The sequence below is a fragment of the Pseudoalteromonas denitrificans DSM 6059 genome (assembly GCF_900112265.1).
In the GTDB taxonomy this organism is placed as follows: Bacteria; Pseudomonadota; Gammaproteobacteria; order Enterobacterales; family Alteromonadaceae; genus Pseudoalteromonas; species Pseudoalteromonas denitrificans.
This window is the reverse complement of sequence record NZ_FOLO01000072.1, coordinates 1-22,752: the sequence shown is the minus strand read 5'-3', so window position 1 is coordinate 22,752 and position 22,752 is coordinate 1. Positions and strand designations below refer to the sequence as shown.

The 22,752-nt window shown below is 34.4% G+C and carries 25 protein-coding genes and 1 pseudogene; 14 read left to right on the top strand and 12 right to left on the bottom strand.

The features are described from left to right. Window positions 1-288: 288 nt before the first annotated feature. Together BM088_RS24520 and BM088_RS24515 are read right to left on the bottom strand one after the other, a co-directional pair. A pseudogene (locus BM088_RS24520) lies at window positions 289-1,164 on the bottom strand (haloalkane dehalogenase); the annotation flags it as partial. A 90-nt stretch (window positions 1,165-1,254) separates the two neighbouring features. Beyond that, window positions 1,255-1,641, bottom strand: coding sequence for a Cd(II)/Pb(II)-responsive transcriptional regulator (locus BM088_RS24515; protein WP_091991140.1), 387 nt, complete (start codon window positions 1,639-1,641; stop codon window positions 1,255-1,257). Between the two features lie 176 nt (window positions 1,642-1,817). On the opposite strand from BM088_RS24515, the gene BM088_RS24510 reads away from it, so the two are divergent. From BM088_RS24510 to BM088_RS24495, 4 genes are read left to right on the top strand one after another with little or no spacing between them, the layout of a single operon-like run. Next, on the top strand, window positions 1,818-2,237 hold the full coding sequence (locus BM088_RS24510; protein ID WP_091991137.1) for a hypothetical protein: 420 nt from the start codon (window positions 1,818-1,820) through the stop codon (window positions 2,235-2,237). 57 nt (window positions 2,238-2,294) lie between these two features. Continuing rightward, on the top strand, window positions 2,295-3,656 hold the full coding sequence (locus tag BM088_RS24505; protein ID WP_091991134.1) for a TolC family protein: 1,362 nt from the start codon (window positions 2,295-2,297) through the stop codon (window positions 3,654-3,656). Continuing rightward, a complete protein-coding gene (locus BM088_RS24500) occupies window positions 3,646-4,599 on the top strand; it encodes an efflux RND transporter periplasmic adaptor subunit (protein ID WP_091991131.1) in 954 nt (317 codons plus the stop codon). Before BM088_RS24505 ends, BM088_RS24500 begins: the two co-directional genes overlap by 11 nt. A 12-nt stretch (window positions 4,600-4,611) precedes the next feature. Then, a complete protein-coding gene (locus BM088_RS24495; protein ID WP_091991129.1) occupies window positions 4,612-7,728 on the top strand; it encodes an efflux RND transporter permease subunit in 3,117 nt (1,038 codons plus the stop codon). Window positions 7,729-8,122: 394 nt separating this feature from the next. On the opposite strand, the gene BM088_RS24490 is transcribed toward BM088_RS24495, so the two are convergent. Beyond that, window positions 8,123-8,710, bottom strand: a complete 588-nt coding sequence (locus tag BM088_RS24490; protein ID WP_091991128.1) for a hypothetical protein — start codon at window positions 8,708-8,710, stop codon at window positions 8,123-8,125. Between the two features lie 222 nt (window positions 8,711-8,932). Here BM088_RS24490 and BM088_RS24485 point away from each other — a divergent pair, with 222 nt between their 5' ends. Beyond that, a complete protein-coding gene (locus tag BM088_RS24485) occupies window positions 8,933-9,655 on the top strand; it encodes a hypothetical protein (RefSeq protein WP_091991126.1) in 723 nt (240 codons plus the stop codon). Window positions 9,656-9,811: 156 nt separating this feature from the next. On the opposite strand, the gene BM088_RS24480 is transcribed toward BM088_RS24485, so the two are convergent. Further along, window positions 9,812-10,222, bottom strand: coding sequence for a winged helix-turn-helix transcriptional regulator (locus BM088_RS24480; RefSeq protein ID WP_091991125.1), 411 nt, complete (start codon window positions 10,220-10,222; stop codon window positions 9,812-9,814). Window positions 10,223-10,441: 219 nt separating this feature from the next. Between BM088_RS24480 and BM088_RS24475 the strand changes: the two genes are divergently transcribed. Beyond that, entirely contained in the window at window positions 10,442-11,059 is a 618-nt protein-coding gene (locus BM088_RS24475) for a hypothetical protein (RefSeq protein WP_091991123.1), read from the top strand. 94 nt (window positions 11,060-11,153) lie between these two features. Here BM088_RS24475 and BM088_RS24470 read toward each other — a convergent pair whose 3' ends face one another. Then, a complete protein-coding gene (locus tag BM088_RS24470) occupies window positions 11,154-12,278 on the bottom strand; it encodes a serine hydrolase domain-containing protein (protein ID WP_091991122.1) in 1,125 nt (374 codons plus the stop codon). A gap of 354 nt (window positions 12,279-12,632) precedes the next feature. On the opposite strand from BM088_RS24470, the gene BM088_RS28165 reads away from it, so the two are divergent. Continuing rightward, complete coding sequence (locus BM088_RS28165) at window positions 12,633-12,785, top strand: LysR family transcriptional regulator (protein ID WP_091991120.1); 153 nt, start codon at window positions 12,633-12,635, stop codon at window positions 12,783-12,785. Here the strand turns inward: BM088_RS28165 and BM088_RS24460 are convergent. Continuing rightward, complete coding sequence (locus BM088_RS24460) at window positions 12,771-13,631, bottom strand: LysR family transcriptional regulator (RefSeq protein ID WP_091991118.1); 861 nt, start codon at window positions 13,629-13,631, stop codon at window positions 12,771-12,773. The two genes, BM088_RS28165 and BM088_RS24460, sit on opposite strands and share 15 nt — an antisense overlap. 176 nt (window positions 13,632-13,807) lie before the next feature. On the opposite strand from BM088_RS24460, the gene BM088_RS24455 reads away from it, so the two are divergent. From BM088_RS24455 to BM088_RS27975, 3 genes are all read left to right on the top strand, one after another. Beyond that, window positions 13,808-14,986 carry an iron-containing alcohol dehydrogenase gene (locus BM088_RS24455; protein ID WP_091991116.1) on the top strand — a complete coding sequence of 393 codons (1,179 nt, stop codon included), beginning with the start codon at window positions 13,808-13,810 and terminating at the stop codon, window positions 14,984-14,986. A 267-nt stretch (window positions 14,987-15,253) separates the two neighbouring features. After that, window positions 15,254-15,433, top strand: coding sequence for a hypothetical protein (locus BM088_RS24450; protein WP_091991115.1), 180 nt, complete (start codon window positions 15,254-15,256; stop codon window positions 15,431-15,433). Window positions 15,434-15,480: 47 nt separating this feature from the next. Continuing rightward, window positions 15,481-15,612, top strand: a complete 132-nt coding sequence (locus BM088_RS27975) for a hypothetical protein (protein WP_281247197.1) — start codon at window positions 15,481-15,483, stop codon at window positions 15,610-15,612. 234 nt (window positions 15,613-15,846) lie between these two features. On the opposite strand, the gene BM088_RS24445 is transcribed toward BM088_RS27975, so the two are convergent. Then, window positions 15,847-16,029 (bottom strand): hypothetical protein, encoded by a 183-nt coding sequence (locus BM088_RS24445; protein ID WP_091991113.1) that lies wholly within the window; start codon window positions 16,027-16,029, stop codon window positions 15,847-15,849. A gap of 286 nt (window positions 16,030-16,315) precedes the next feature. On the opposite strand from BM088_RS24445, the gene BM088_RS24440 reads away from it, so the two are divergent. Then, window positions 16,316-16,600 carry a DUF2913 family protein gene (locus tag BM088_RS24440; RefSeq protein WP_091991111.1) on the top strand — a complete coding sequence of 95 codons (285 nt, stop codon included), beginning with the start codon at window positions 16,316-16,318 and terminating at the stop codon, window positions 16,598-16,600. Between the two features lie 372 nt (window positions 16,601-16,972). On the opposite strand, the gene BM088_RS24435 is transcribed toward BM088_RS24440, so the two are convergent. Together BM088_RS24435 and BM088_RS24430 are read right to left on the bottom strand one after the other, a co-directional pair. Then, window positions 16,973-17,860 (bottom strand): hypothetical protein, encoded by an 888-nt coding sequence (locus BM088_RS24435; protein ID WP_091991109.1) that lies wholly within the window; start codon window positions 17,858-17,860, stop codon window positions 16,973-16,975. A 137-nt stretch (window positions 17,861-17,997) separates the two neighbouring features. Beyond that, complete coding sequence (locus tag BM088_RS24430) at window positions 17,998-18,879, bottom strand: LysR family transcriptional regulator (RefSeq protein ID WP_091991108.1); 882 nt, start codon at window positions 18,877-18,879, stop codon at window positions 17,998-18,000. Window positions 18,880-18,975: 96 nt separating this feature from the next. On the opposite strand from BM088_RS24430, the gene BM088_RS24425 reads away from it, so the two are divergent. Together BM088_RS24425 and BM088_RS27425 are read left to right on the top strand one after the other, a co-directional pair. Continuing rightward, window positions 18,976-20,079: an NADH:flavin oxidoreductase gene (locus BM088_RS24425; RefSeq protein ID WP_091991105.1), complete on the top strand. Its 1,104-nt coding sequence runs from the start codon at window positions 18,976-18,978 to the stop codon at window positions 20,077-20,079. Window positions 20,080-20,433: 354 nt separating this feature from the next. Then, window positions 20,434-20,610, top strand: coding sequence for a hypothetical protein (locus BM088_RS27425; RefSeq protein WP_177208167.1), 177 nt, complete (start codon window positions 20,434-20,436; stop codon window positions 20,608-20,610). 136 nt (window positions 20,611-20,746) lie between these two features. Here the strand turns inward: BM088_RS27425 and BM088_RS24420 are convergent, their stop codons facing one another. Together BM088_RS24420 and BM088_RS24415 are read right to left on the bottom strand one after the other, a co-directional pair. Next, window positions 20,747-21,208: a methyltransferase family protein gene (locus tag BM088_RS24420; RefSeq protein ID WP_091991103.1), complete on the bottom strand. Its 462-nt coding sequence runs from the start codon at window positions 21,206-21,208 to the stop codon at window positions 20,747-20,749. 65 nt (window positions 21,209-21,273) lie between these two features. Continuing rightward, complete coding sequence (locus tag BM088_RS24415; RefSeq protein ID WP_091991100.1) at window positions 21,274-21,585, bottom strand: cupin domain-containing protein; 312 nt, start codon at window positions 21,583-21,585, stop codon at window positions 21,274-21,276. A gap of 335 nt (window positions 21,586-21,920) precedes the next feature. Between BM088_RS24415 and BM088_RS24410 the strand changes: the two genes are divergently transcribed. Continuing rightward, a complete protein-coding gene (locus BM088_RS24410) occupies window positions 21,921-22,358 on the top strand; it encodes a hypothetical protein (RefSeq protein WP_091991097.1) in 438 nt (145 codons plus the stop codon). A gap of 114 nt (window positions 22,359-22,472) precedes the next feature. Here the strand turns inward: BM088_RS24410 and tnpA are convergent. Further along, on the bottom strand, window positions 22,473-22,752 hold a 280-nt coding region (gene tnpA / locus BM088_RS24405; RefSeq protein WP_143085156.1), incomplete at its 5' end, for an IS200/IS605 family transposase.

The window sequence follows — 22,752 nt, the reverse complement described above, 5'->3', positions numbered from 1 at the left end:
CGAGTGAATATATAACTGAAGAGCCGGATGCGATAGTTTCGCATGTCCGGATCTGTGTGGGGTCGGCTCAGTAATGGGTCGTTCTACCACGATTACTTGGAACATAATTGCACTTTAATATATGTAAAGTATGTATTGTTTTTCATCATTCAGATACCCGTCTATAAAAGGGAGATTTAAGCCTAAAATAGTAATAACACAGCTTGGGCTCTAAATATCAACTTTTCTTAAAAGCATATATTTTAACTCCCTTGGATATTTCAAGGAAGTTGTTAATCCTAATCAAATCTAGTGAAGATTTTTTGTAACTAGCCAATCTGCTAATCCCTGACCTATTTCATCAGAATAAACTTCTTGCAAAAAATGTCCTGCGGAGCCCAATCCAATGGTTTCAATATTTTTAGCATTTTTCTGCATATATTTAACCGTGGCTTCGTTTACAAGCACACCAGGTGATATATAGAAAAGTAATTTAGGGATCTCACTTTCAAGGATCCACTTATTATTTTTTATACCGAGCTCATGAACATTCGCAGGAGATCCGTTAATAGGAATTTCTCTTAACCATTGCAAGAGAGCTTGACGACTTTTTTCTGTTGGAAAATAGTGATTGTATTGAGCAATAACGGCGTCACTTAATGGTTTTTCATGGTTGCTGTAACGTAAAAACTGATCAATAAGAACATTGTTCTTTAATACCATTTCTTCTCCGATACCCGCAGTGCGTACATTTTTTAAAAATTCAGCCGAAGGTCCCATGGCTTCAAGAGAAGGAATTGGATAATAAGGTGGCAAAGTCGCTTCCATAAACGCCATTCCTGAAATGCGTTCTGAGTGCGTGCGAGCATAATGAAAACCAAGAGCTGCTCCCCAATCGTGCAAAACTAAGATGGCATTTTGTAAATCGAGTGAGTCCAAAAATCCGTGTAAATATTTAGCTTGATCTGCATAAGTGTATTTTAAATCAGGCTTCGCACTGTCACCCATTCCGATAAAATCGGGTGCAATAACACGATAATTTTTGGATACATATGGAATAATATTTCGCCATAAATAGGAAGACGTGGGATTTCCATGAAGAAAGACCACAGGACGCCCTTGACCTTCATCTATAAAGGCAATTTTTTGCCCAAAAATAGTCTTCTTCTTCTTTTTATATTGGAGCTCATCGGCAGTTGCGCTATTCGCTAATACATCTTAGTTAACCTTTAAGCTATTAATAATCATCTCCAGGTGTTTGGTCGTCTAATTTATTTATCGGTTTAAATTTTTCAATATTTCACATTCACCTACAATATCATTTGGGCATGACTTGGCTAACGTATTGAGAGTTTGCTCCAATAATGTTAATTCACTAATGGTTTTACGTACTTTTTCAAGCTGTTGCTCAATGAGTAAATCGACCTCACTACATGATGCTGTTTTATCTGTTTGTACTTGTATTAACGCTTTAATGTGATCAAGAGGAATTTTCAATTCGCGGCATCTTCGAATAAAAATCAGCCTCTCTACGTCTGTTGCACTGTAATGTCGATAACCATTGGCATTGCGAGATGCTTTAGGAAGTAACGCTATTTCTTCATAATATCGTATAGTTTTACTAAGAACGTTCGTTTTTTTAGCAAATTCACTAATCTTCATAAAAACTTGACCTTACTGCTACTGGAAGGTTTATGATGCAGCAATCAAATAATATATTCAATAACAGATGAATCTTTAATGTCAAAGCACTTTGCCAACAACCAGGCTGAACTTAGTATTTTTTGTTTCAAAAAAATAAAAATTTCAACCAATAAGATGTAGTTAAACAATATTTAATGATAGATTTACGTAATATTTTAAAACCTCAGAATGCATGGCAACATTGCAAAATGCTCTGTTATCTTATGGTTTTGTTAATCACATTACAATCAACTTTGGTCATGAAAAATAGCCATATTTGTGATGCAACTAATAAAAATTTTTCTAACCAACATCTTCAAACAAAGCTTGCTTTTACTGAACAGGTTTCCGATAAAAAATCAATTCTAAAACAAGAAATCAGTCATGATGAATGTTTAGATTGTAACTGTAATGCTTGCCCCTGTTGTTCACATATAGTGCTTTCCTTAGTATCAATAAAGTACTATTTCAGCATGCTAACATTATCAATTTCTGATCTTGAATCAAGTCAAATTGACACCCCTTATTACACCATTTCACGTCCCCCTAAACCTCTAGATATCTACATTTCATAATTACCTTGGTGATGATGAATCACCAAAAATCCAAATAAAATTTAGGATGAGATACAGATGTTTTACAATTTTCATGCGTCTTTAAAAAGTGGTGCATTGTCACCGTTATCAAAAAAATACATATTTAGTTCCACTCTACTAATGCTCAGTCTATGGACCTATAGCCCTCTATCTGTGGCTAAAAATAAAACAGAAGAAAAAACCTTAACCCTTTCTTCTGCGATTAAACGTGTTCTCAAAGAGAGCCCTTCCCTTAAAGTATTTAAATTTCGCCAAGCTGCTCTTGAAGGGCAACAGCAAAGTCAAAGCTTAAAGCCTGCCTATGAAATAGGTTTTGAGGTAGACAATTTTGCAGGAACTGGGAATATGACTCTCAAAGATAACGCAGAGTTTACACTGTCTTTGTCATCAATTTTTGAGTTAGGTGATAAAAGAAATGCGCGTTTAAAAGTTATAACAACTCGCAAGTCACACTTAGATGCACAGCGTGAAATTCAAGCCCTCAACTTATTTGGTGAAGTGACTCGAAGATATATCGATGTGCTTAGTGCCCAAGAACGTTTATCACTTGCGTTTGAAGCGATTCAATTGGCTGAAGAGACTTTAATTGAAGTTGAAAAACGCTCAAAAGCAGGGATTTCACCTGAAGCAGAAATTAAACGCGCTCTTGCTGCCCTAGGTAATGCAAGGCTTACCGCATCATCTGAGCAGCAACAATTTAATTATTCTAAAGTCGCATTGGCCATGATGTGGAATAAAACCACACCCGAATTTACACGTGTAGAGGGTAATTTATTTTTGTTTTCAGCGGATATTCCATTTAAAAAGTTATATGACAAGGTAAAGCAAAATCCTGAAATATTAATGTATACAAGTGAAAAACGATTAAGAGAGGCTCAACTGCGTTTAACTCGCACTGAATCTAATGCAAATATAAAATGGTCAATTGGTATTAAACAATTTCAAGATACTAATAATACCGCTCTTAATGCAGGTTTCAGCATGCCTTTATTTGCGGCAAAACGAAATACTGGCGCGATTATCTCGGCAAAAGCTGCCCGTGATGAAGTAATAGCTAAAAAAGAGACTACATTGTTGAAATTACATAGCCAGCTTTATCGTGCTTATGCAAATAGAAAACAAGCTATTTTTACCACCCAAAGCCTGAGAAACAGCATAATTCCAACTTTAACCGAAGCATTATCCGAAACACAGTCAGCCTATCAAAAAGGTCGTTATAGCTATTTAGATTATTTGACAGTAAGACAAGAACTACTCTTTGCACGTCGTGCCATGATCGAATCAGCCACATATGCCCTTAATTATGGCACTGAAATAGAACAACTTATCGCTGAGCCTTTACCTGCCTCTCAATTCGGTTTAACCAATAAATTTCAGGAACAATCCTATGAATACTAAGTATGTATCTTCGTTTTTAATATTATCCTTATTTTTAGGAGTCACATTACTATCTCTCTTTTCAACTCAAGTTTATGCAAGTAACAAAGATAAACATACCGAACATCATGCAGAGACAGATGAACACAACTCTGATGTAGGGCATGTAAAAATATCTCTAAAATCAGCCAGTGCGGCAGGTATCACGAGCATTACTGCTCATTCAGGTGAAATTAAGCAAACCATAAAGGTATATGGTAAATCCGTACTGGATCCAAAAGCAAGCAGCCAAATACGTGCAAGATTTCCAGGTATGATCACACAACTAACACCCAATATTGGTGACATAGTTAAAAAGGGTACTGTTATAGGTGAAATTGAATCTAATTCCAGTCTAAAACGTTATAAAATTACCTCACCAATTTCAGGCATAGTCACATCTCGTAACCTAAACCCGGGTGAATTGGCAGATGAACAAGTGCTATTAACCATAGCTAATTACGATAAGCTTTGGGTTGAACTGCGATTATTTTCCAGTCAGGTTAGTAAAATATCAAAAGGACAAAAGGTGTTAATTTCGTCAAATAATACACAAACAACATCAGTGATAAAACATCTGCTACCTAATAATTCGAATCAACCCTTTATTATAGCAAGAGTACCTCTAGATAATACCCAACAAGTATGGTCTCCCGGATTGTTAGTGTCAGGGTCTATTGTGGTTAACAAAATACAGGCGCCTATTGTAGTTGATAACCGTGCCATTCAAGTTATTGAAACAAACAAGGTTGTCTTTGTTAAGAATGAGACAGGTTTTGAGAAACGACAATTAACATTTGGACAAACAGATGGCGCATTTACTGAGGTGCTTTCAGGGCTTCAGTTAGGCGAACAATATGCCGTTGAAAATAGCTATTTACTCAAAGCTGACTTGGGTAAATCAAGCGCTTCACATGCACATTAAGGGGAAAAGAAGATGATTGAATCACTTTTACGCCTTTCAATAGCAAGGCGTTGGCTTATGATCTGTATGAGTTTTTTACTGATTTTATTTGGATGTTGGAGCTATCAAGTACTCCCCATAGATGCAGTGCCGGATGTAACAAATGTTCAAGTACAAATAAATACGCGCGCACCTGGATACTCTCCGTTAGAAACAGAACAAAGGATCACCTATCCAGTTGAAACAGCATTAACGGGCATACCTTACCTGTCTTATACCCGCTCTTTGTCACGTTATGGTTTGTCGCAAGTCACTGCCGTTTTTGAAGAGGGCACAGATTTATATTTTGCCAGAAACCTTATAAATGAACGTTTAAATGGGATCAAAGGACAGCTTCCTCCTGAATTAAAGCCTGAAATGGGTCCTCTTTCCACAGGATTAGGGGAAATTTTCATGTATACCATTGAGGCTGAGGAAGATGCAGTTCAAGCAGATGGTAGCCCATATGATGCAACAGCACTTCGTGAAATACAGGACTGGATCATTAAACCACAATTAGCGCTCGTCTTTGGCGTAACTGAAATAAACACTATAGGAGGCTTTGATAAGGAATATCACATTACGCCATCCCCTGAAAAAATGTTGGAATTTGGTATTACTTTTGACAACATCAACGCAGCACTTCGCAATAATAATAGTAACCGCGGTGCTGGTTACATTGAAAGAAACGGGCAGCAATTAACCGTAATATCTCCAGGTCAACTTAAAACCATCAGTGATATTGAACAGGTGATAATCAAACATATCAATAATACACCCGTGAAAATATCCGATATTGGTGAAGTGGCTATTGGTAAAGCCTTACGTACTGGTGCATCTACTCGTGATGCAAAGGAAACTGTGTTAGGTAGTGCTATGATGCTAGTAGGCGAAAACGCTCGTTCAGTATCATTGGCAGTTGCTAAAAAACTAGAAGATATCAAAGCTTCTTTACCAAAAGGTATCATAGTAGAAGCTGTTTATAATCGCACAACACTCGTTGATAAAGCAGTATATACAGTGCAAAAGAACTTAGTTGAGGGTGCCTTACTGGTCATCGTCGTTTTATTCCTTTTACTGGGTAATGTACGGGCAGCATTGATCACAGCAGCGGTGATCCCATTGGCTATGCTAGCAACTATTACTGGAATGGTTCAAGTGGGCGTCTCTGCCAATTTGATGAGTTTAGGTGCCTTAGACTTTGGCTTGATCGTCGATGGCACTGTGATCATTGTTGAAAATGCCATTCGAAGATTGGCACAAGCACAACATGATAATGGCACTCAACTCAGTAAAAAAGAACGACTGCATGTTGTTTTTCAAGCCACCAATGAAGTTATCAGACCCAGCCTTTTTGGTGTCATCATCATAACAGTTGTTTATATTCCTCTGTTCAGCCTATCAGGAGTAGAAGGAAAAATGTTCCACCCTATGGCTGCGACCGTTGTAATGGCATTAATATCAGCCTTAGTACTTTCTTTAACTGTTGTTCCTGCGGCTGTTGCTCTATTCATGACTGGAAAAATCAGTGAAAAAGAAAGTCGTATTATTATTGCCACTAAGTCGATTTACAAACCATTGCTTCTAGGTGCAATGAAAATGCGTTGGTTAGTATTATCATTCGCAATGGGCCTAGTTGGTTTTTCTATATGGCTTGCGACAACGCTTGGTTCAGAATTTATTCCTCAACTTAATGAAGAAGACATACTACTACAGGCAATTCGAATACCAGGTACTGGATTAGAACAAGCTGTAGAAATGCAAATGTCACTTGAAAAAAGCATTAAAGATTTTCCACAAGTGAAAAACGTATTTTCTAAAATAGGAACACCTCAGATAGCAAATGATCCTATGCCACCCAATGTTGCAGATACCTTTATTATGTTAAAACCGCGCAGTGATTGGCCAAATCCAACGATAAGCCATAGCGAGTTAGCAGCTAAAATTGTTAAGACAGTATCTGATCAACCCGGTAATAACTTTGAACTCACACAACCCATAGAGATGCGATTCAATGAGCTGATCTCTGGTGTTAGAGCTGATCTTGGTATTAAGGTTATTGGTGACAACCTTGAACAATTACTTACTTATGCAAAAGCCATCAGAGAAGTGATCGAAAAAATTGATGGCGCAGCTGATATCCAGGTTGAACAAGTCACTGGATTACCTGTGCTATCTATAGTACCCAACCGCACGGCTATTGCTCGCTACGGCTTAAATGTATCTCAATTACAAACGGTTGTCGCAACAGCTATCGGTGGAGAAACTGTCGGATCAATTTTTGAAGGTGACCGTCAATTTAAAATAGTAGTGAGGCTACCCGAAGATATTCGCCGAAATGTTGAAAAACTACATGAATTACCTGTCCCCCTACCATCAGGAGCATATGTACCGTTATCAGAAATCGCAATATTGGACATCACTGAGTCACCTAATCAGATCAGCCGGGAAAATGGTAAAAGACGTATCGTTGTTACAGCTAATGTCAGAGGCAGAGATTTAGGCTCATTTGTCAAAGAAGCTCAAACGCTCGTAGCTCAGGAAGTCGAAATTCCAGCAGGTTATTGGTTAGAATATGGGGGGACTTTCGAACAATTAGAGTCTGCCAGCCAACGTTTGTCTATTGTTTTACCACTAACACTTGCATTGATTCTAGGTCTCTTAGTGATGGCTTTTAGCTCAGTAAAAGATGCCTTAATTATTTTTACCGGTATTCCGCTTGCTTTAACTGGTGGCGTAATTTTGTTATGGCTCAGAGATATGCCCTTATCAATATCCGCGGGTGTTGGCTTTATTGCACTGTCAGGTATTGCTGTGCTAAATGGTTTAGTTATGCTCTCCTTCATACGAGACTTAGCTAAAGAACGAGGTGAACTTATGCCAGCCATTATAGAGGGTGCGATGATCAGGTTAAGACCCGTATTAATGACAGCATTAGTAGCTGGGCTTGGTTTTGTTCCTATGGCACTTAATATAGGTACTGGTGCAGAGATTCAAAGGCCGCTAGCAACGGTGGTGATCGGTGGCATCATTTCATCAACACTGCTAACTTTACTTGTTTTACCTATTTTATATCGCATGGTCCATGAAAGTGCTTTTGCAAAGCATTAGCATAAATATTATTAATAATCGCTCAATTTAATAGAGCGATTAATTATAATTAGAGTGCTCTAATTAGTCAGATTTTATTAATCTGACTCGTCCTTTGACCCTTTAGAAAATCAGAATGTCTCTTAAAAATAAGAGACATTACACTTCCTTAAACACAGCACGTAAATTATTATTAGAGGCTGTTTTTCTTTGTTTGAATTTTATTCGTAAGTGACAGTTTGAAAGTATGCTCGCACTGGCATGTGCAATGATTTGGCTGCCAATGTAAAAGATCAACAGCCCCTAGTAATACTTTTCAATATGTATTACATTTGCTTAGATAAATAACATCAGTCCAATACAAAAATTAGGTGTTAGACATCCGAGGTTATTATTGAATAATCACTACTAGTATCTATAATATAGCTTTAATTTCTGAATCTTTTAAAGCTAACTCGAACCTAGCTTTATATAGCAGTTGGATATCATTTGCAGTTAGACTTGGAACATCTTGCTCACCAACAAAGTTTTTATTAATCAAAGTCTTTCCATTTATATCTTTAATTATGATATCAAAATCGTACCATGAATTATCTGAAAAAGCATGATAGTCATACTTCCATTCTTTAAGCACAACAACAAGAGTTTTTGAACCTGTTTCTGTTATATCTTTAATTTTTGTTGCTGGTGTAGTTTCAACACTTGAGACTTGTATGCCCGACCTTTTAAAACCAGCCATTAAACGATTTGTTAAAAAAACCGACATAGGTTTTTGATTATATGTATAGCGTGAAAAAGGTATACCTAAAGTAGTACGACTTAAACCTTCAAAATTCGAAGTTTTATCCCCATCAACAATATAAGGTCGATGATCGAGTACTGCTATGGCCAGCTTTTCAGTTGAAGGTTTATTTAATTCCGGAGCTGATTGCTCAGCTGTCATAACACTTGCACACCCAGTAATAACTAATGTTAAAACAGCGAGTAATAATAGTTTTTGCATTTATACTTCCTTTATTTATTAAGTTTTTTGAAAATGCGAATAATTAAAAAATTCCTGAGAGAATATTTCAACATGTAGAAGAGTCGATTGACAAGACCCAAAACAGGAACACCATAACGCCATTACTTTCTTTTGACAATCAAATATTGATATTCAGTTCTATTCTCAAAATAAATAAAATGAAACTATACTATTTAAGTTTTTATTTAAAAGGAGCTTTAGATGATTGTAATTTTATATGAAGATGACCATAAAGATAGGGCCATCGCATTGGCAGATGCACAAACTAGATCAAAAAGAAAAACAATTGCTTTACCAGTTAAAACCAAACCAAAAGAGGTACCAGACCTAACAACTTTGATATATTTTGGTCATGGTACACCTGTTTGGGTGTGCACACTCAAGCCACAAGAAATGAAAGAAAATATACGATGTTGGAAAGAGAGCAATGCAAAATTAGCTTCAGTAGAGTTAATAACATGTAATGCAACACATACATTAAAAGGTTGGCAACCGTTTGTTGATAAATTAAAACCTTTATTACAACTGGGATATCAAGTTATTACGCGTAATATCAAAATTAAAGCACTGCCTCGAAATTCAAAAGGAATTATAGGCGCTTTCTCTGTTTTACTTGAAGATAAACGTTCGAGAACATGGTGTTATATAGCAACGTCACCACAAGCATCCGCGAGAGCGCAAATGGTTAGACATGAAACAGCATGGGAAGTAACCAAAATATTTAAAGTAATAGAAACAGATTACGCATTACTTAATATCAAAAATACAATTACTAAAAAGGCTGCAACTGTCGGATATAATTATATGGAAGCAGTGAGGCAGCTCAAGTCGGTTCGAGATAAAGATGAATATGAATTAGACAGAGATTATTTTGTACTATCCGGTGACTTTAGAGATTTACGCAGTTATCTTGTTGAGTTTTGAATTCATTCAGTACTTAGGTAGATACCAACTTTTGACACTTACCCTATTAATCAAAAGACACAGTTAAATTAGAAAATACTTTTGTATTATTAGTAACTAACAAAATATAGAAAGCATATTTTTATATGCTTTGCTTAAGCAGCTCCTGAATATCTATTACTTCAATTTACTTAAAGTTTGAGAGATAACCGATGCTCTGTTAGTGCTCAAAGCCTTAATAAAATTTTCAGGAACATTAGTTTTATCATCATATTTATGACTCCAACTTGTTATTTCAAGCATAATGGGCAATAAATCTTTTCCTTTATCCGTCAAAGAATAAAGCACTTTAGATTTATTTTGAGTATCCATTGCTTTTTTTATCACACCAGAGGATTCTAACTTTTGGAGTCTATCAGCCAAAATATTGGTGGATATTTTTTCATTCGACTTTAAAAACTCACCATAATATTGCTTTGATTTAAACATAAGGTCGCGAACAATGAGCAATGTCCATTTATCACCAAAGGTTTCTAATACAAAGTTTATTGGGCAGTTTGAGCGAAAGTTTTCAGAATTATGTGTCATACATCAATTATATCTCGAAGCAACTGCTAATTGCGACTGCTAATTACGGCTTCTTATTTTTAATCCTTATTTTTTAAGCCTTAGTTTTAACGATAGCGACACAGAAGTTTACATTGAAAAAGAACTTGCAAAAAACAAGTGGAATTGACAAACTCATAGCACTTGCATTTAACAAGTGCTTAGTTAATTTGCTTAAACAAACTTTAAATTGGAAATATTATGAGATTAAATATAAAAAAAGTGATGCTAGGGTTTATGCCTATATTAGCTATTTTTTTACTCGCTTTTTGGTATCAAAGTTTCAATAACCCACTGACACAAGCCGAAGTAAAGCACTATATAAACCTTATAAAAAACCAGCCAAATAATCCCGGTAAACATGATATATCGGCCTTATCGCATTTTTTAGCTAATGATGATGGGAAAAGCTTTTATACAGTAAACCTTTATCAATATAATATTAAAGCTGATTATAGCAATGCTGCACTGAATCAAATCTCAGGAAGAAAAGCCTTTAATAAATTTAGTAAAGTGATGATAAAACTCTTAGCCCAACAAGGCTCCCATCCTATTTTTGGCAGTGATTGGCGTCATGAACTGACAACTCCCTGGCATAGAGTCGTCATTGTGCGCTATAGAAGTAGGCGTGATATCGCCGAGATATTCATCAAGCCTGAATTTATTCAAGCAAGTGAACATAAATGGGCCGGTTTGGCTAAAAATGAACGTATGTTAGTGCAAGGCTTACATATTCCAGAGTTCAGTTCGCTGTTTATATTTGCTGTAATGATTGTTTCAATTTTATTATTCACCATGAAAGTACTTAAAAGAAAATAAAAGGTGCTAACACCCTAGAGAATCTCATACAGCAGAATGTACTTAATTGAAGACCAACTTAATACAAGTCCTCAATTAAGTTTTTATGACCAATTTATAGCAAGCTATAAACTTCCTTTCCTAACCATGCATTTACTTTTGGCCATGCATTTTCTGCTTGCATCATAGCAACCACAATTAAGTTGTGTTTTGGATCAACCCAAAAAAATGTGCCACCTTTGCCAGCCCAATAAATACTGCCTTTGGCACGTAAGTCTCCTGTTTTTTCTTTTATGCCTAAACCAAAACCAAACCCTGAATTTGGATAGATTTTCTCTAAAAACCCAGTATCAAGCCCTTGTGTATTTGACGTTAACATCATTTTGATTAAGCTTTCTGACAATATATTTTTCCCTTTATATTTTCCTTGATTCATCAGCATAGTTAAAAAATAACCATAATCAGTTGCCGTAGACACTAAACCACCACCAGCAGACAAAAACTTTGTTTGGGTTAAATAAGCGACATCCTCAGATGCTAAAGTTTTAAGATTAACCATGTCCTTTTTAGATTTGTAAACATCCACTAAACGTGATGATTTTTGAGCACTAACCCAAAAGCTTGTATCTTTCATTCCTAAAGGGTTAAAAATATTTTTAGCTAAATATACATCTAAAGGTTCACCTGAAATACTTTCAATTAATGCGCCCTGTATATCACTGGCAAGGCTATATGCCCATTTATCACCGGATTTAAAATTAAGTTTATAGCCAGATATTCCTGATAATAAATCCTCCTGGGTTTTGCTATTATGTAAAAGAGGAAAATCATAACCAAAACCTGCGGTATGCGACAACAATTGACGTATTGTTACTTTTTGATGATTCCCATTATATGTAAAGGGCAATAATTGAGGTAAATGATCTTGTATATAGCTATCAAGTGTTAATTTCCCTTGCTCTACAAGTTGTAAAAGTGCCACTGCGGTCACAGGCTTTGTCATAGAATAAATTCTAAATATACTATCTTTATTAAGTGGGTTTTTCTTTGTTAAATTAATATTTCCAATTGCTGAATGGTGCCAGGTTTTTCCATCTTTTATAATTAAAGTTTCCATTCCTGGTAATTGTTTTTTATTTAAAAATTGTTCAATTTTTTTGCTTAACTGCTCATTAGCAACAGCAGTACCAACGACAGATAAATACACAATACTCAAAAGCATGACTTTTTTAAGTTTCATTTTGATTTCCTTGATATACGCTTAACTTAGAATCAATTTTAAGTGTATTGTTGTGAAATCAATGTGAAATGAAAAAACACATCACTTTAAATACGTTTTTATATTCATGAGGTTAAAGATAGGTATTAACCAAGTTCTACTAAATTAAGCTTAGTTTCACTTTTATTCACCTGCATTACTTTGATTTATTATTGCCCTTTATCAAAGATCACTGACATTAAATAATAGATTTTCGATTATTTATGTAGCCCACCTAAACCAACAACACTTAAAAATACTTTAAAATGTTGAACAGACTGCATATTTGCATTTAATGATTGTAAATTTCACCACTATAAAATAATAAAAACAGATATGAATTGGGACAACATTAAAGTTTTTCTTGAAATTGTAAAAGCTGGTGGCTTAAAAAAAGCAGCATTAAGCTTAGGCATTCACCAGTCTTCTTGCGCCAGAAGAATAAATACCTTAGAAAGTGAATGGGGTATAAAATTAAAAATGTGCTAATAAAAAATCTATTAACAAACGCACTCTGTGGGGTATTAAATCTTTTCTGGGATAAACTAACCAAGTTGCATTATCACTAACTTGATAATCATCAAGAACATAAACCAATTGTTTATTATCAATATATTTTTGCACTAAATCTTTTGCCAAATGGGCTATGCCCAAATCAGAAAAACATGCTTGTAAAATAGCACCAGCATGGTTACTTCGCCAATTTCCATGCACTTTAATTTCTTTAATTTCATCATTAATATTAAAGCGCCAGCGGTTTGTAATAGCCATTAAGCAGTTATGATGCAATAAATCTTCAGGTACTTTGGGTATGCCGTGTTGTTCTAAATAATCAGGTGTTGCAACTAAGCTCATAAATCGTGTTGTTAAAGGCCTTGCGATTAAACTTGAGTCTTGCATACGACCAAAACGAATAGCTAAATCAAAACCCTCTTCTATTAAATTAACATTTCGACCACTAAAATTTATTTCAATTTCAACTTCCGGGTACTTTTTCATAAACTGAGCTAAAATGGGTGCAACCTGATCTGCAACAAAATCTCCCGCACCGGTTAAGCGAATTAAACCTTTAGGTACTTGTTGTGTGCCTTGTAAATGATCTGTTGCTTCAATCAATTCCTGACGAATATTTTTTAAACTAATAAAATATTGTCTACCAGCATCGGTTAAGCTAATTTTACGCGTTGTTCGCTTAATTAAAATGGTGCCCAAACGCTTTTCTAATTGATTAATTTGTCGACTAATATGAGATGTAGATACATCCATTATTTTTGCAGCATTGGTAAAACTGCCTTGCTCTACAACTTGAATAAATTCTTCTAAACCTTGCCACATGTCCATGCCTGTGTTTTATTTTAACTGCAGGTTAATTATTGACTATTTAAAATAATAAATAAACTTTAAACTTATTATTGCACAGCTGCAAAAGTCTATACCTAAACTAGCTATTAAATTAATTTATTAACCCTCTATAATGATCCCATCTTTTAAACATACTGATAGAGCATTATATGTTGAACTTCACATTTTCAAATAAAACCCGCATTCATTTTGGCGAACAACAGATAAGCCAAGTGGCCAAAGAAATTCCATTGTCGGCTAAAGTACTTATCACTTATGGTGGCGGGAGCATTAAAAAGAATGGGGTTTATGATCAGGTAATTGACGCATTAAGTGAGCATAAAGTTTTTGAATTTTCAGGTATTGAACCAAATCCTAGTTATGAAAAATCAATGGAAGCCATTGCGTTAGTTAAACAAGAAAACATAGATTTCATTTTAGCAGTGGGTGGCGGCTCAGTTATTGATGCCAGTAAATTTATTGCTGCCGGTGCATTATTTAACGGCGAACCTTGGGATATTTTAGCCAAGGGTGCAACAGTTGAAGCTGCAGTTGCTTTAGGTGCAGTACTAACCTTACCTGCAACGGGTTCTGAGTCAAATGGCGGCTCTGTCATATCTAAATTATCAACTAAAGATAAACTTCCCTTTATGAGTGATTTAGTACAACCATTATTTGCCGTGCTTGACCCGAATGTAATGAATACACTCCCTATCCGTCAACTGAGCAATGGTGTAGTTGATGCTTATGTTCACATCATGGAGCAATATTTAACCTATGATGTAAATGGCAAAATTCAAGACCGTTTTGCAGAAGGGCTATTATTAACCTTAATTGAAGAAGGACCCAAGCTTTTTTCAAATGAGACTACAACAAACAACAACACTGCAAACAAATACCAAGTAAATGCAAATGTAATGTACAGCGCAACATTAGCACTAAACGGCTTAATTGGTGCGGGTGTGCCACAAGATTGGGCTACCCATATGATAGGTCATGAAATTACAGCCGTTTATGGACTAGATCATGCACAAACTTTAGCAATTGTTCTACCTCGTATGATGTGGGAAATGCGTGAAACTAAAGAAGCCAAGTTATTACAATATGCTGATCGTATTTGGAATATCACTCAAGGGGATACCCAAAGCCGTATAAAGAAAGCAATTGAAAAAACTGAAGCATTCTTTCACAGTGTGCAAATGAAAACCCGCTTGTCAGATTATAATTTAGGTGAAGACGTTGTTGATGTGATCATAGAACAATTAGCACGCCATGGCATGACACAGCTAGGTGAAAAGCAACTCGTCACACTAGAGCAAAGCCGTAACATTTTACTTAAAAGTGTTTAACCTAAAAATACGACATTAAAAAGATGCAACAGAGTTGTAGTATCTTTAAATAAAAAACACAAATTAACAATAAGATGCGGCCTATAGAGCCGCATTTTTTATACGTAAAATACAATACACACTTTTGAAATAGTGCATCTCAAGGTTTAAAAACCAGATTTTAACAGTTCTTTATAGGTACATCTTGTTACAATGTATGTATGCATTTTAGCAGTTTATATTTTTTGAATATGCCATTATCAAGTTTCATATAAAAAGGAACAAAAAATGAAACTTAAATTAAATAAAAAGAAACTCAAAAATTTGTCTAAAGATTTTAAAGCTGTTCCAAAGGAGATGACTCCGCAAGTGGGAGGAGGAACACTTCAACCAACAGATTCACATATGACTTTCTTTGGTGGAAGAGAAAACTGTGGTATTTGGGCTTGGACAGAACAATGTAATTAATATTGACTCGTCAGAATTAAAAATTAAGTTAAAAACAAAGATACAAAATGTTTAAAAATTTGAAAAAACAAAAAATTAATAAAAATAAGCTCGCGAATAAAGAAATACCAACCAATAACCTTTCACATGTCAGTGGTGGTCGAGATGTGGTGATCAGTATCATTATTTGGAAAACCTAAACTTTAAAAGTTAATTAAAAACTGTTAGTGCTTATCACTAACGGTTTTTTTACGAATATACTTTCAAAAAGCGTCGGTATTAATATGCTTAGTCTCTTGTAGATAAAAAATTAGCACATCAGACAGGCTAATATATTTTTCTAGCTTAAGTTTCTTTTATACATTTAAAATGAATTTCAGTTTTAACAGGGGAAAGAGTTTTTGAATCAATCATTTTTAAAACTTTAGCCGTTTTTAGTATCCTTTGCATTTTTCATTTGCTTCTCGAATCGCTTCAGCTTTAATCTTACGGATACTTTTAACACCTATCGCATCTTGATGAGTAATCATATAAGTTACACCTCCTGTAGGCGTCACTCCTGAATTTTGAGCACAGCCATCTAAAATAATACATAGAAAGAAAATTGAATACTTCATACTAGAAAAGTTCTTTTTTAAATTAAGTAATGGGATATTAAGACAACTTAAAATGCCAAGAATTAAATCTGAGCTTTAATAAATTGTACCTATATAGTTAACTACTTAGAACAGTCAAAAAGTTTTGCTTCTACCTTTACTAAAGTAAATTGGGTATTCTTGAAGTTAAAAACTCAATTATTTCATTAATTTTATACTTTACTAGATGATTATTTGGGAAGGCTGTTTTCAGCTTTAATAAATAATGTTATCATGCGCGCAATTAATTACATAGGTACATAAAATTTTGCAACAAGAAGAACTTAACAAGCAGTTACTCACTGATATGGCACAATGTGCATTGATGGCTCTGGCATTTGAACAACAATCTGAAATGTGTGGTTATGGCCCAACTTCAGAACATAAGTTTTTGAGTCAATGGATAACCAAAGCGTATAAACAGAAACGTTTTCCTAGAGAAACTGCGCCGACGCTTGAAGCACTTATTCAAATGGCAAAAGAAAAAGGCCAATTTGCTGGACTAAAAGCAAGCTTAGTTAAATTAAGTAATGCCGAAACTGAAGCTGCCTAAATCTAACGTTATACCCGTTAGATAGCAATAACATATTGCAGAGCAATACAAATACCTCATAAATATTATGAGGTATGGCTTTTCTGTCAGTCCAAAATATTTCACATAGAAAGTAATCTACTGATTTAAAATCAAAAAGTCATTTCCAATATTCATTCTATGTTAATTAATTTTTATATTTTGCATATTTTCTTCTATATATCAAATTTTATATATGATCTTTTATGACATTATCGATCTGTTGCCGATGCTTATAGAAATGCGTTTTTAAAATATGATTCATAAAAAATATTTCTAAACCCATTAATAAAGATATAGGAAACAGCGTTCAATTTTAACTGACCACTGCTTCCCTTAGTTTTGATTACAGTTTTAGTTATTACAAATAACAGGCTTACCAAATACGGCTATTTCAGAAATAGCATATAAAGAATCTCCACCACTGGCACTAATGCGTATTTTATTTGTTGCAATAGCATTTAATACGCCCGAATATCGTGTAACCATTCCCCAATTACCAGCGGGAGTAGCTGTCCAAGCACTGTGCCAAGCATTATTTTGGAAATACTCAACCTGATAATCATCATTAGTATCAGCCTGAATTATAAATTTATCCAAACTATAAAAAGCCCCTAGTTCAATCTCAATTGAATTATTTTCTGATCCTGCCTCTAAGGCACTCCACCACAAGGTGTTTATATCCCAAGCTTGGTTTTCACCATAAATAATACCTTCATGTTCTTTTTGCCCATAATAAAGGTTGTCTGTAAGCGTTGAAGCTAAAGCGGGAGCTGTACTATTTCCCCACCCACCAACCCCATAGGTACCCACCAATATAGGTTCTATACCCTGAATAATATTAGTCTGTGCAACATCAACTTCGGTGAAATCTGTGCAAATACACGCTTGAGTGTTAAAAGTCAGATCTGCTCCCTGACTTGTTGTTCTGGGTGGCTTAGGATCACCTGTAAATTTAAAATGATATGTACTACTACATTGTAAATTAGTCACTGTTGCTGATACAGGACCGTTTTGTCCTTGAGGGTTTGGCAAGGCATACAAACCATAATCTGTTGTTAAACCATAACTAAATATTTCGCCACTAATACCAATCGTTGATGCTGAATAACCATTGAGCTGAGCACTAATATTAGTAATATTCGTAGCCGCTTCTGTTGAATAAATAGTGCCTGCATTTACACTTGTTGAGATTAACATCAGAGGTACTATTACAGGAAGCAAAAAGTATGACTTGTTCATGTGGGATCTCCATATAAGGTTGATTAAAGATATCTTGTTCCTTCTATAGTTAAGCCATTATTCTTTAAAAAACTATTACATGTTATTACACCTAAAACTCATTAATGTGACCTACTTTTACTTTAGATGAACTTTTCTTAAACAAAATCTATGAATTTATTAACTAAAGCAGAGTCTTTTTGTCTGTGGGTATATAAGGCATAAAATGCCGAACTCTTAATATGATATTGAGGCAATACCTCAACAACAGTATTTAAATTAAGCCCTTCTAATATTAAGTATTTAGGTAAAACAGCAATACCAAAACCAGATTTTACAGCAGCATAAATTGCATTTTTATTATTAAAAGCCAAACTTGAAATAACTGATTGTTTCACCTTTTGATTTTGATAAATAAACTCCAAACACTCCAGCTGTCCAGTTTTTTGACTAAAAGTGATCATGTGATGGTCAACTAAGTCTTCAGGTGTTTTAATTATTGGATTATTACTTAAATAATCAGGGTTTGCACATAAAATATATTCATCTTTTGCGATGAAACGCGCTAAATAAGGTTCATTTTCAAGCTCAGTGCTACGAAAAGCGATATGAATATTATCGCGAAAAATATCATTGGTATCATTTGAAAAATCAGCAATGAATTTAACTTGCGGGTAAATTTCCTTAAACAATAAAATTATAGGAACTAAAATAACCTCCCCCCACAATGAGGGTGCTGTGACTCTTAGCTCTCCATTTAGCGTGCTTTTCATTACATTGATGTTATCTATCATTTGAGAGTGCAAATCTAAAATATCAATCGCAGATTTAAAATAAACCTCCCCTGAGTCAGTTAAGTTAACAGAGCGCGTTGTTCTATTAAATAATTGGCTATCAAGTGTTTTTTCAAGGTGACGTATATCTTTTGATGCTTTAGTCGCTGTTACTTTTAAAGCAATGGCAGCACGAGAGAATGAGCCATGCTGCACTATGGCGACAAACAATTTCATTAAATAAAGATGATTTAATTTATGATTCATTACTGCCTACCAAGACATTAACTTTGTTTATTTACAGCTATTATCACAAGTTCTAATTAAATGTAAAGTAAGTTAAAGCCAACTAATTGAGTAAAAATGATGACTTATTTTGCAACAAAATCAGAATTTAATTTTAAAAAAGCAAATAAAACAACCAAAAATAGAGCTGTATTGGCACCTTTAACTCATAATATGAGTGATAAAAATGGAGATTTAAGTGAGCATGAGATTGCTTGGTTAAATAAATGTGCTGAAGGTGGGTTTGGCATGTTGATCACGGCCGCAACCTTAGTGTCACCAACCGGACGAAGCTGGCAAGGGCAACCAAGTTTACTCAATAAACACCAAGAAAAACAATTTAAACAAATTGCACAGGTAACAAAAAAACATAATACTTTGGCCATAGTGCAGCTTCATCATGGCGGTATACGCACTGAACAGAAATCAAGCAATTGCCAGCCAGTTGCCCCCTCGATTATTAAAAAAGATCAAAATAATGTAAACGGTGCACGCGCGCTATCACATATTGAAATTGAATCATTAATTGATAATTTTGTAGCTGCTGCAAAACGTGCATGTCATGCCGGCATGTCGGGTGTTGAAATACATGCCGCATTTAACTTTCTATTGAGTAATTTCACTAACCCGATATTAAACAAACGAACTGATAACTGGGGTGGCAGTTTTAAAAGTCGCGCTAAAATATTATTTGAAATAGTAATTAAAATACGTAAGCAATTACCTAGAGATTTTATAATTGGCGTTCGATTATCACCTGAAAACTATGCTCACTTTGAAGGGATTGATATTAATGAACAAATAAAACTAAGTAATTCACTGGCTGATTTAGATATTGATTATATTCATATGTCATTACATGACGCTTTTAAAAAACCAAACCATGAAACCCAAACCTCCCAAACATTACTTGAATGGATTAAAACACGGTTAAATCCAGATATTCCGCTTATTATTGCAGGTAAAATAGCAACGAATAAACAGGCTAATAAAGTTATCAATTTGGGGGCTGACTTTGTAGCCATAGGTAAATCGGCAATAGGTAATCCTGACTGGGTTAACAAAATAAATTCAGGAAAAAGCTTAATAAAAGCCCCCTACTCCCAATCCCATTTGGCTCAAATTGGCTTTACTAAACCCAGTATTAAATATTTGCGTTCAATAAACGGATTAGTTTCATAAATAGAATAAAAATATTATTAGCATTGTGTTTTTGATTATTAAGCACTTTTATTAGCGAGAAAAATAGGCTGATATATACTAATGACTAATATCAAAAAATACTCCTTTTTAAATTTAGTTCCTATATTGTAAATTATACTTGACCACAAAATGCATACAATATACATTAATCGCGTTACTAAAAACTTCTTCAAAGTAAATTTATGTGTCAATGACACGTCTATTGAAAATAAATTAAATGTAGAAATGAGTGAAGTCGCTTATAAATGAGTCACTATTAAGTAACAAGTTCAATACATTAAAAATAATAAATTAATGAATGTCTTATAAATTTAAATAACGAAGGAATGAAAAATGAAATTAAAACTTAATAAAAAGTCTCTTAAAAACTTATCAAGAGATAGCAAGTTAATCCCACAAGAATTAACACCTAATATAGCAGGTGCTGGTCAACGCCCAGGTAAAACTGAACGCTGCAGAACTGCCTATACTGTCTGTTATTCTCAAGATACTCGATGTGGTGAACATTAAATTGAAGCACCTAATAATGCGCTGAATATTCATACCTAAATTTGTTTTTTACGAATTAAGGAAGCATTTTATCGTATCAGACATGCTTTTATCTTTTTAAGCACTCGTCAAAAGCGTTATTCGTTTCAGTGACGCTTTATAGCCATCTTCTTACTTTTAATTGATAAACTTCAAATTCAGAGCTAAATAATATTTTTAGTGCCTTTTCTTCAGGTATGATTTGAAACTGGTTCATATATATAATAAACACGATAATACCTAGTCCTGCAATAAAAGATGCTAAGTACACAGCCCAAGCTATTAGGAAAAGCACAAAACCTAAGTACATAGGGTTTCTTGATACTTTATATATACCTGAACTCACTAATGATGAAGCAGCTTCTGGTTTTAATGGATTAACGGTTGTTTTAGCAAGTTTAAAAGAAACAACTCCTGCGATGCAAAAAAAAATGCCTAAACACAGTGTAATGACAATTAAGCTTATTTGTATCATTTGATTGATAGCCTGAACAGGTGTCACTAATGCGGCCCCCCACATAACAAGCCCTACGAATAAAACAACAATAGGCGGTGGTATTTTATTTTCAAATTTATGCATGCTAACTCTCAATTATTTATTTTATAAATAAAGTAAAAAAACACGATGCCTTTATACTATTGCTTTTAATAATGAACTGCTAACCAGATAGTTTCAGTATTTTCGATAGTCCAACTCACCTTATGTTTTTGATGTGCTTGTATATTCACATAACCCCCAGCCTTTAAGTGCACACTTGAGTCATTCTCAAATGTTATAATAGCTTCTCCTTTTAAGATGATAACCCATTCATTTTGTGCCTGATCATACCAGCCTATTTTAGGAGAGCTGTGTCCATTTGATATTATTCTCTCAATTTTAACATTACTACTTTCTATCAAGTCTTCAAATATCTCAGAACTTAAGTCTTTGGGAATGTCTGAATATATATTATCCATTTTCATAATCCTTTTTATAGGAGGGGAAATAAATTGCCGCCATGAATTTAGTAGCGGCAATAATGTGGCTTTCACTTTACCAAAGCTAAAAAAAATTAGTCTGATATTTACAACAACTTTTTAATTTCAAATCTATAAATAAGTAGAATATTATACTTTACTATGAATTAAGTACCTGTATTGGCAACCTATTTTAGTTTTGTAAGTCTAAATCAAATTATTCAGATGCCCAGTTAACAATTAATTTTATCTATTGGCCCTTAATTTGCTCTACCGCAATTGTTAAAAAATTCATTTTCTAAACTTTATGATTGATTACTTACAAGGATTTAAACATGAATAAATTTATAACAGGGTTACTGAAAACAGGCATCATTGGCTTAGCGTTCTCTTCAATTAATACATATGCTGAAGAAACTTGGGTAGAACGCATTGTATGTGATTACAGCACTGAAGTAATACATACACCAGCAGTACAATGTCGATATGCTGGTGATTTAACGACTTTTAATGAGGGTATTTATAAGTCTCTCACTACGACTCATTATAAAATCATAGATGAAGGGCTGATGTGTCCAGAAGAGTTTCATTTACAAACGCACCGTTTAGAAGGAAGCCCTGCCACAATGCTTGTATTTACAGGCACTTTAACATTAAATTTTCAAGGAAATGCAGGGAGAATTGAAACAATAACTGAAAAAGTAGCCGATTCATGTCGTTTGGAAAATGTACTTATTCCATCAGATCCTGGACCTTTCATTCCAACACTATAAATTAGCTAAAAGCAGCAATTAGCCATAGTTTTACTATGGCTAAATTTTTATTTAATGACTCACTTGTTTATTATTCACTCCCCTTATAAAAGAATCGGCCGCAAGCGACCGAGTTTAAAAGAGTCCCAGCTGACTTCCGTGAACTTCTTTTTTATCTAATTCAATCAATTGGTTTTGCACATATTTACGAATAGTATCTTCTGTTGCATTTCCTATTGTTTCAACAAAATAACTTTGAGTCCAAAGTTTCCCACCCCAGAAATAACGTCTTTTAATATCTGGATATAATTTGAAAAACTCTCTGGCTGAAATACTTTTTATCACCTGCATGATTTGACTAGGTGACATTTTTGGTTCACTTCTTACGACCATATGAATATGATCTTCTGGTATT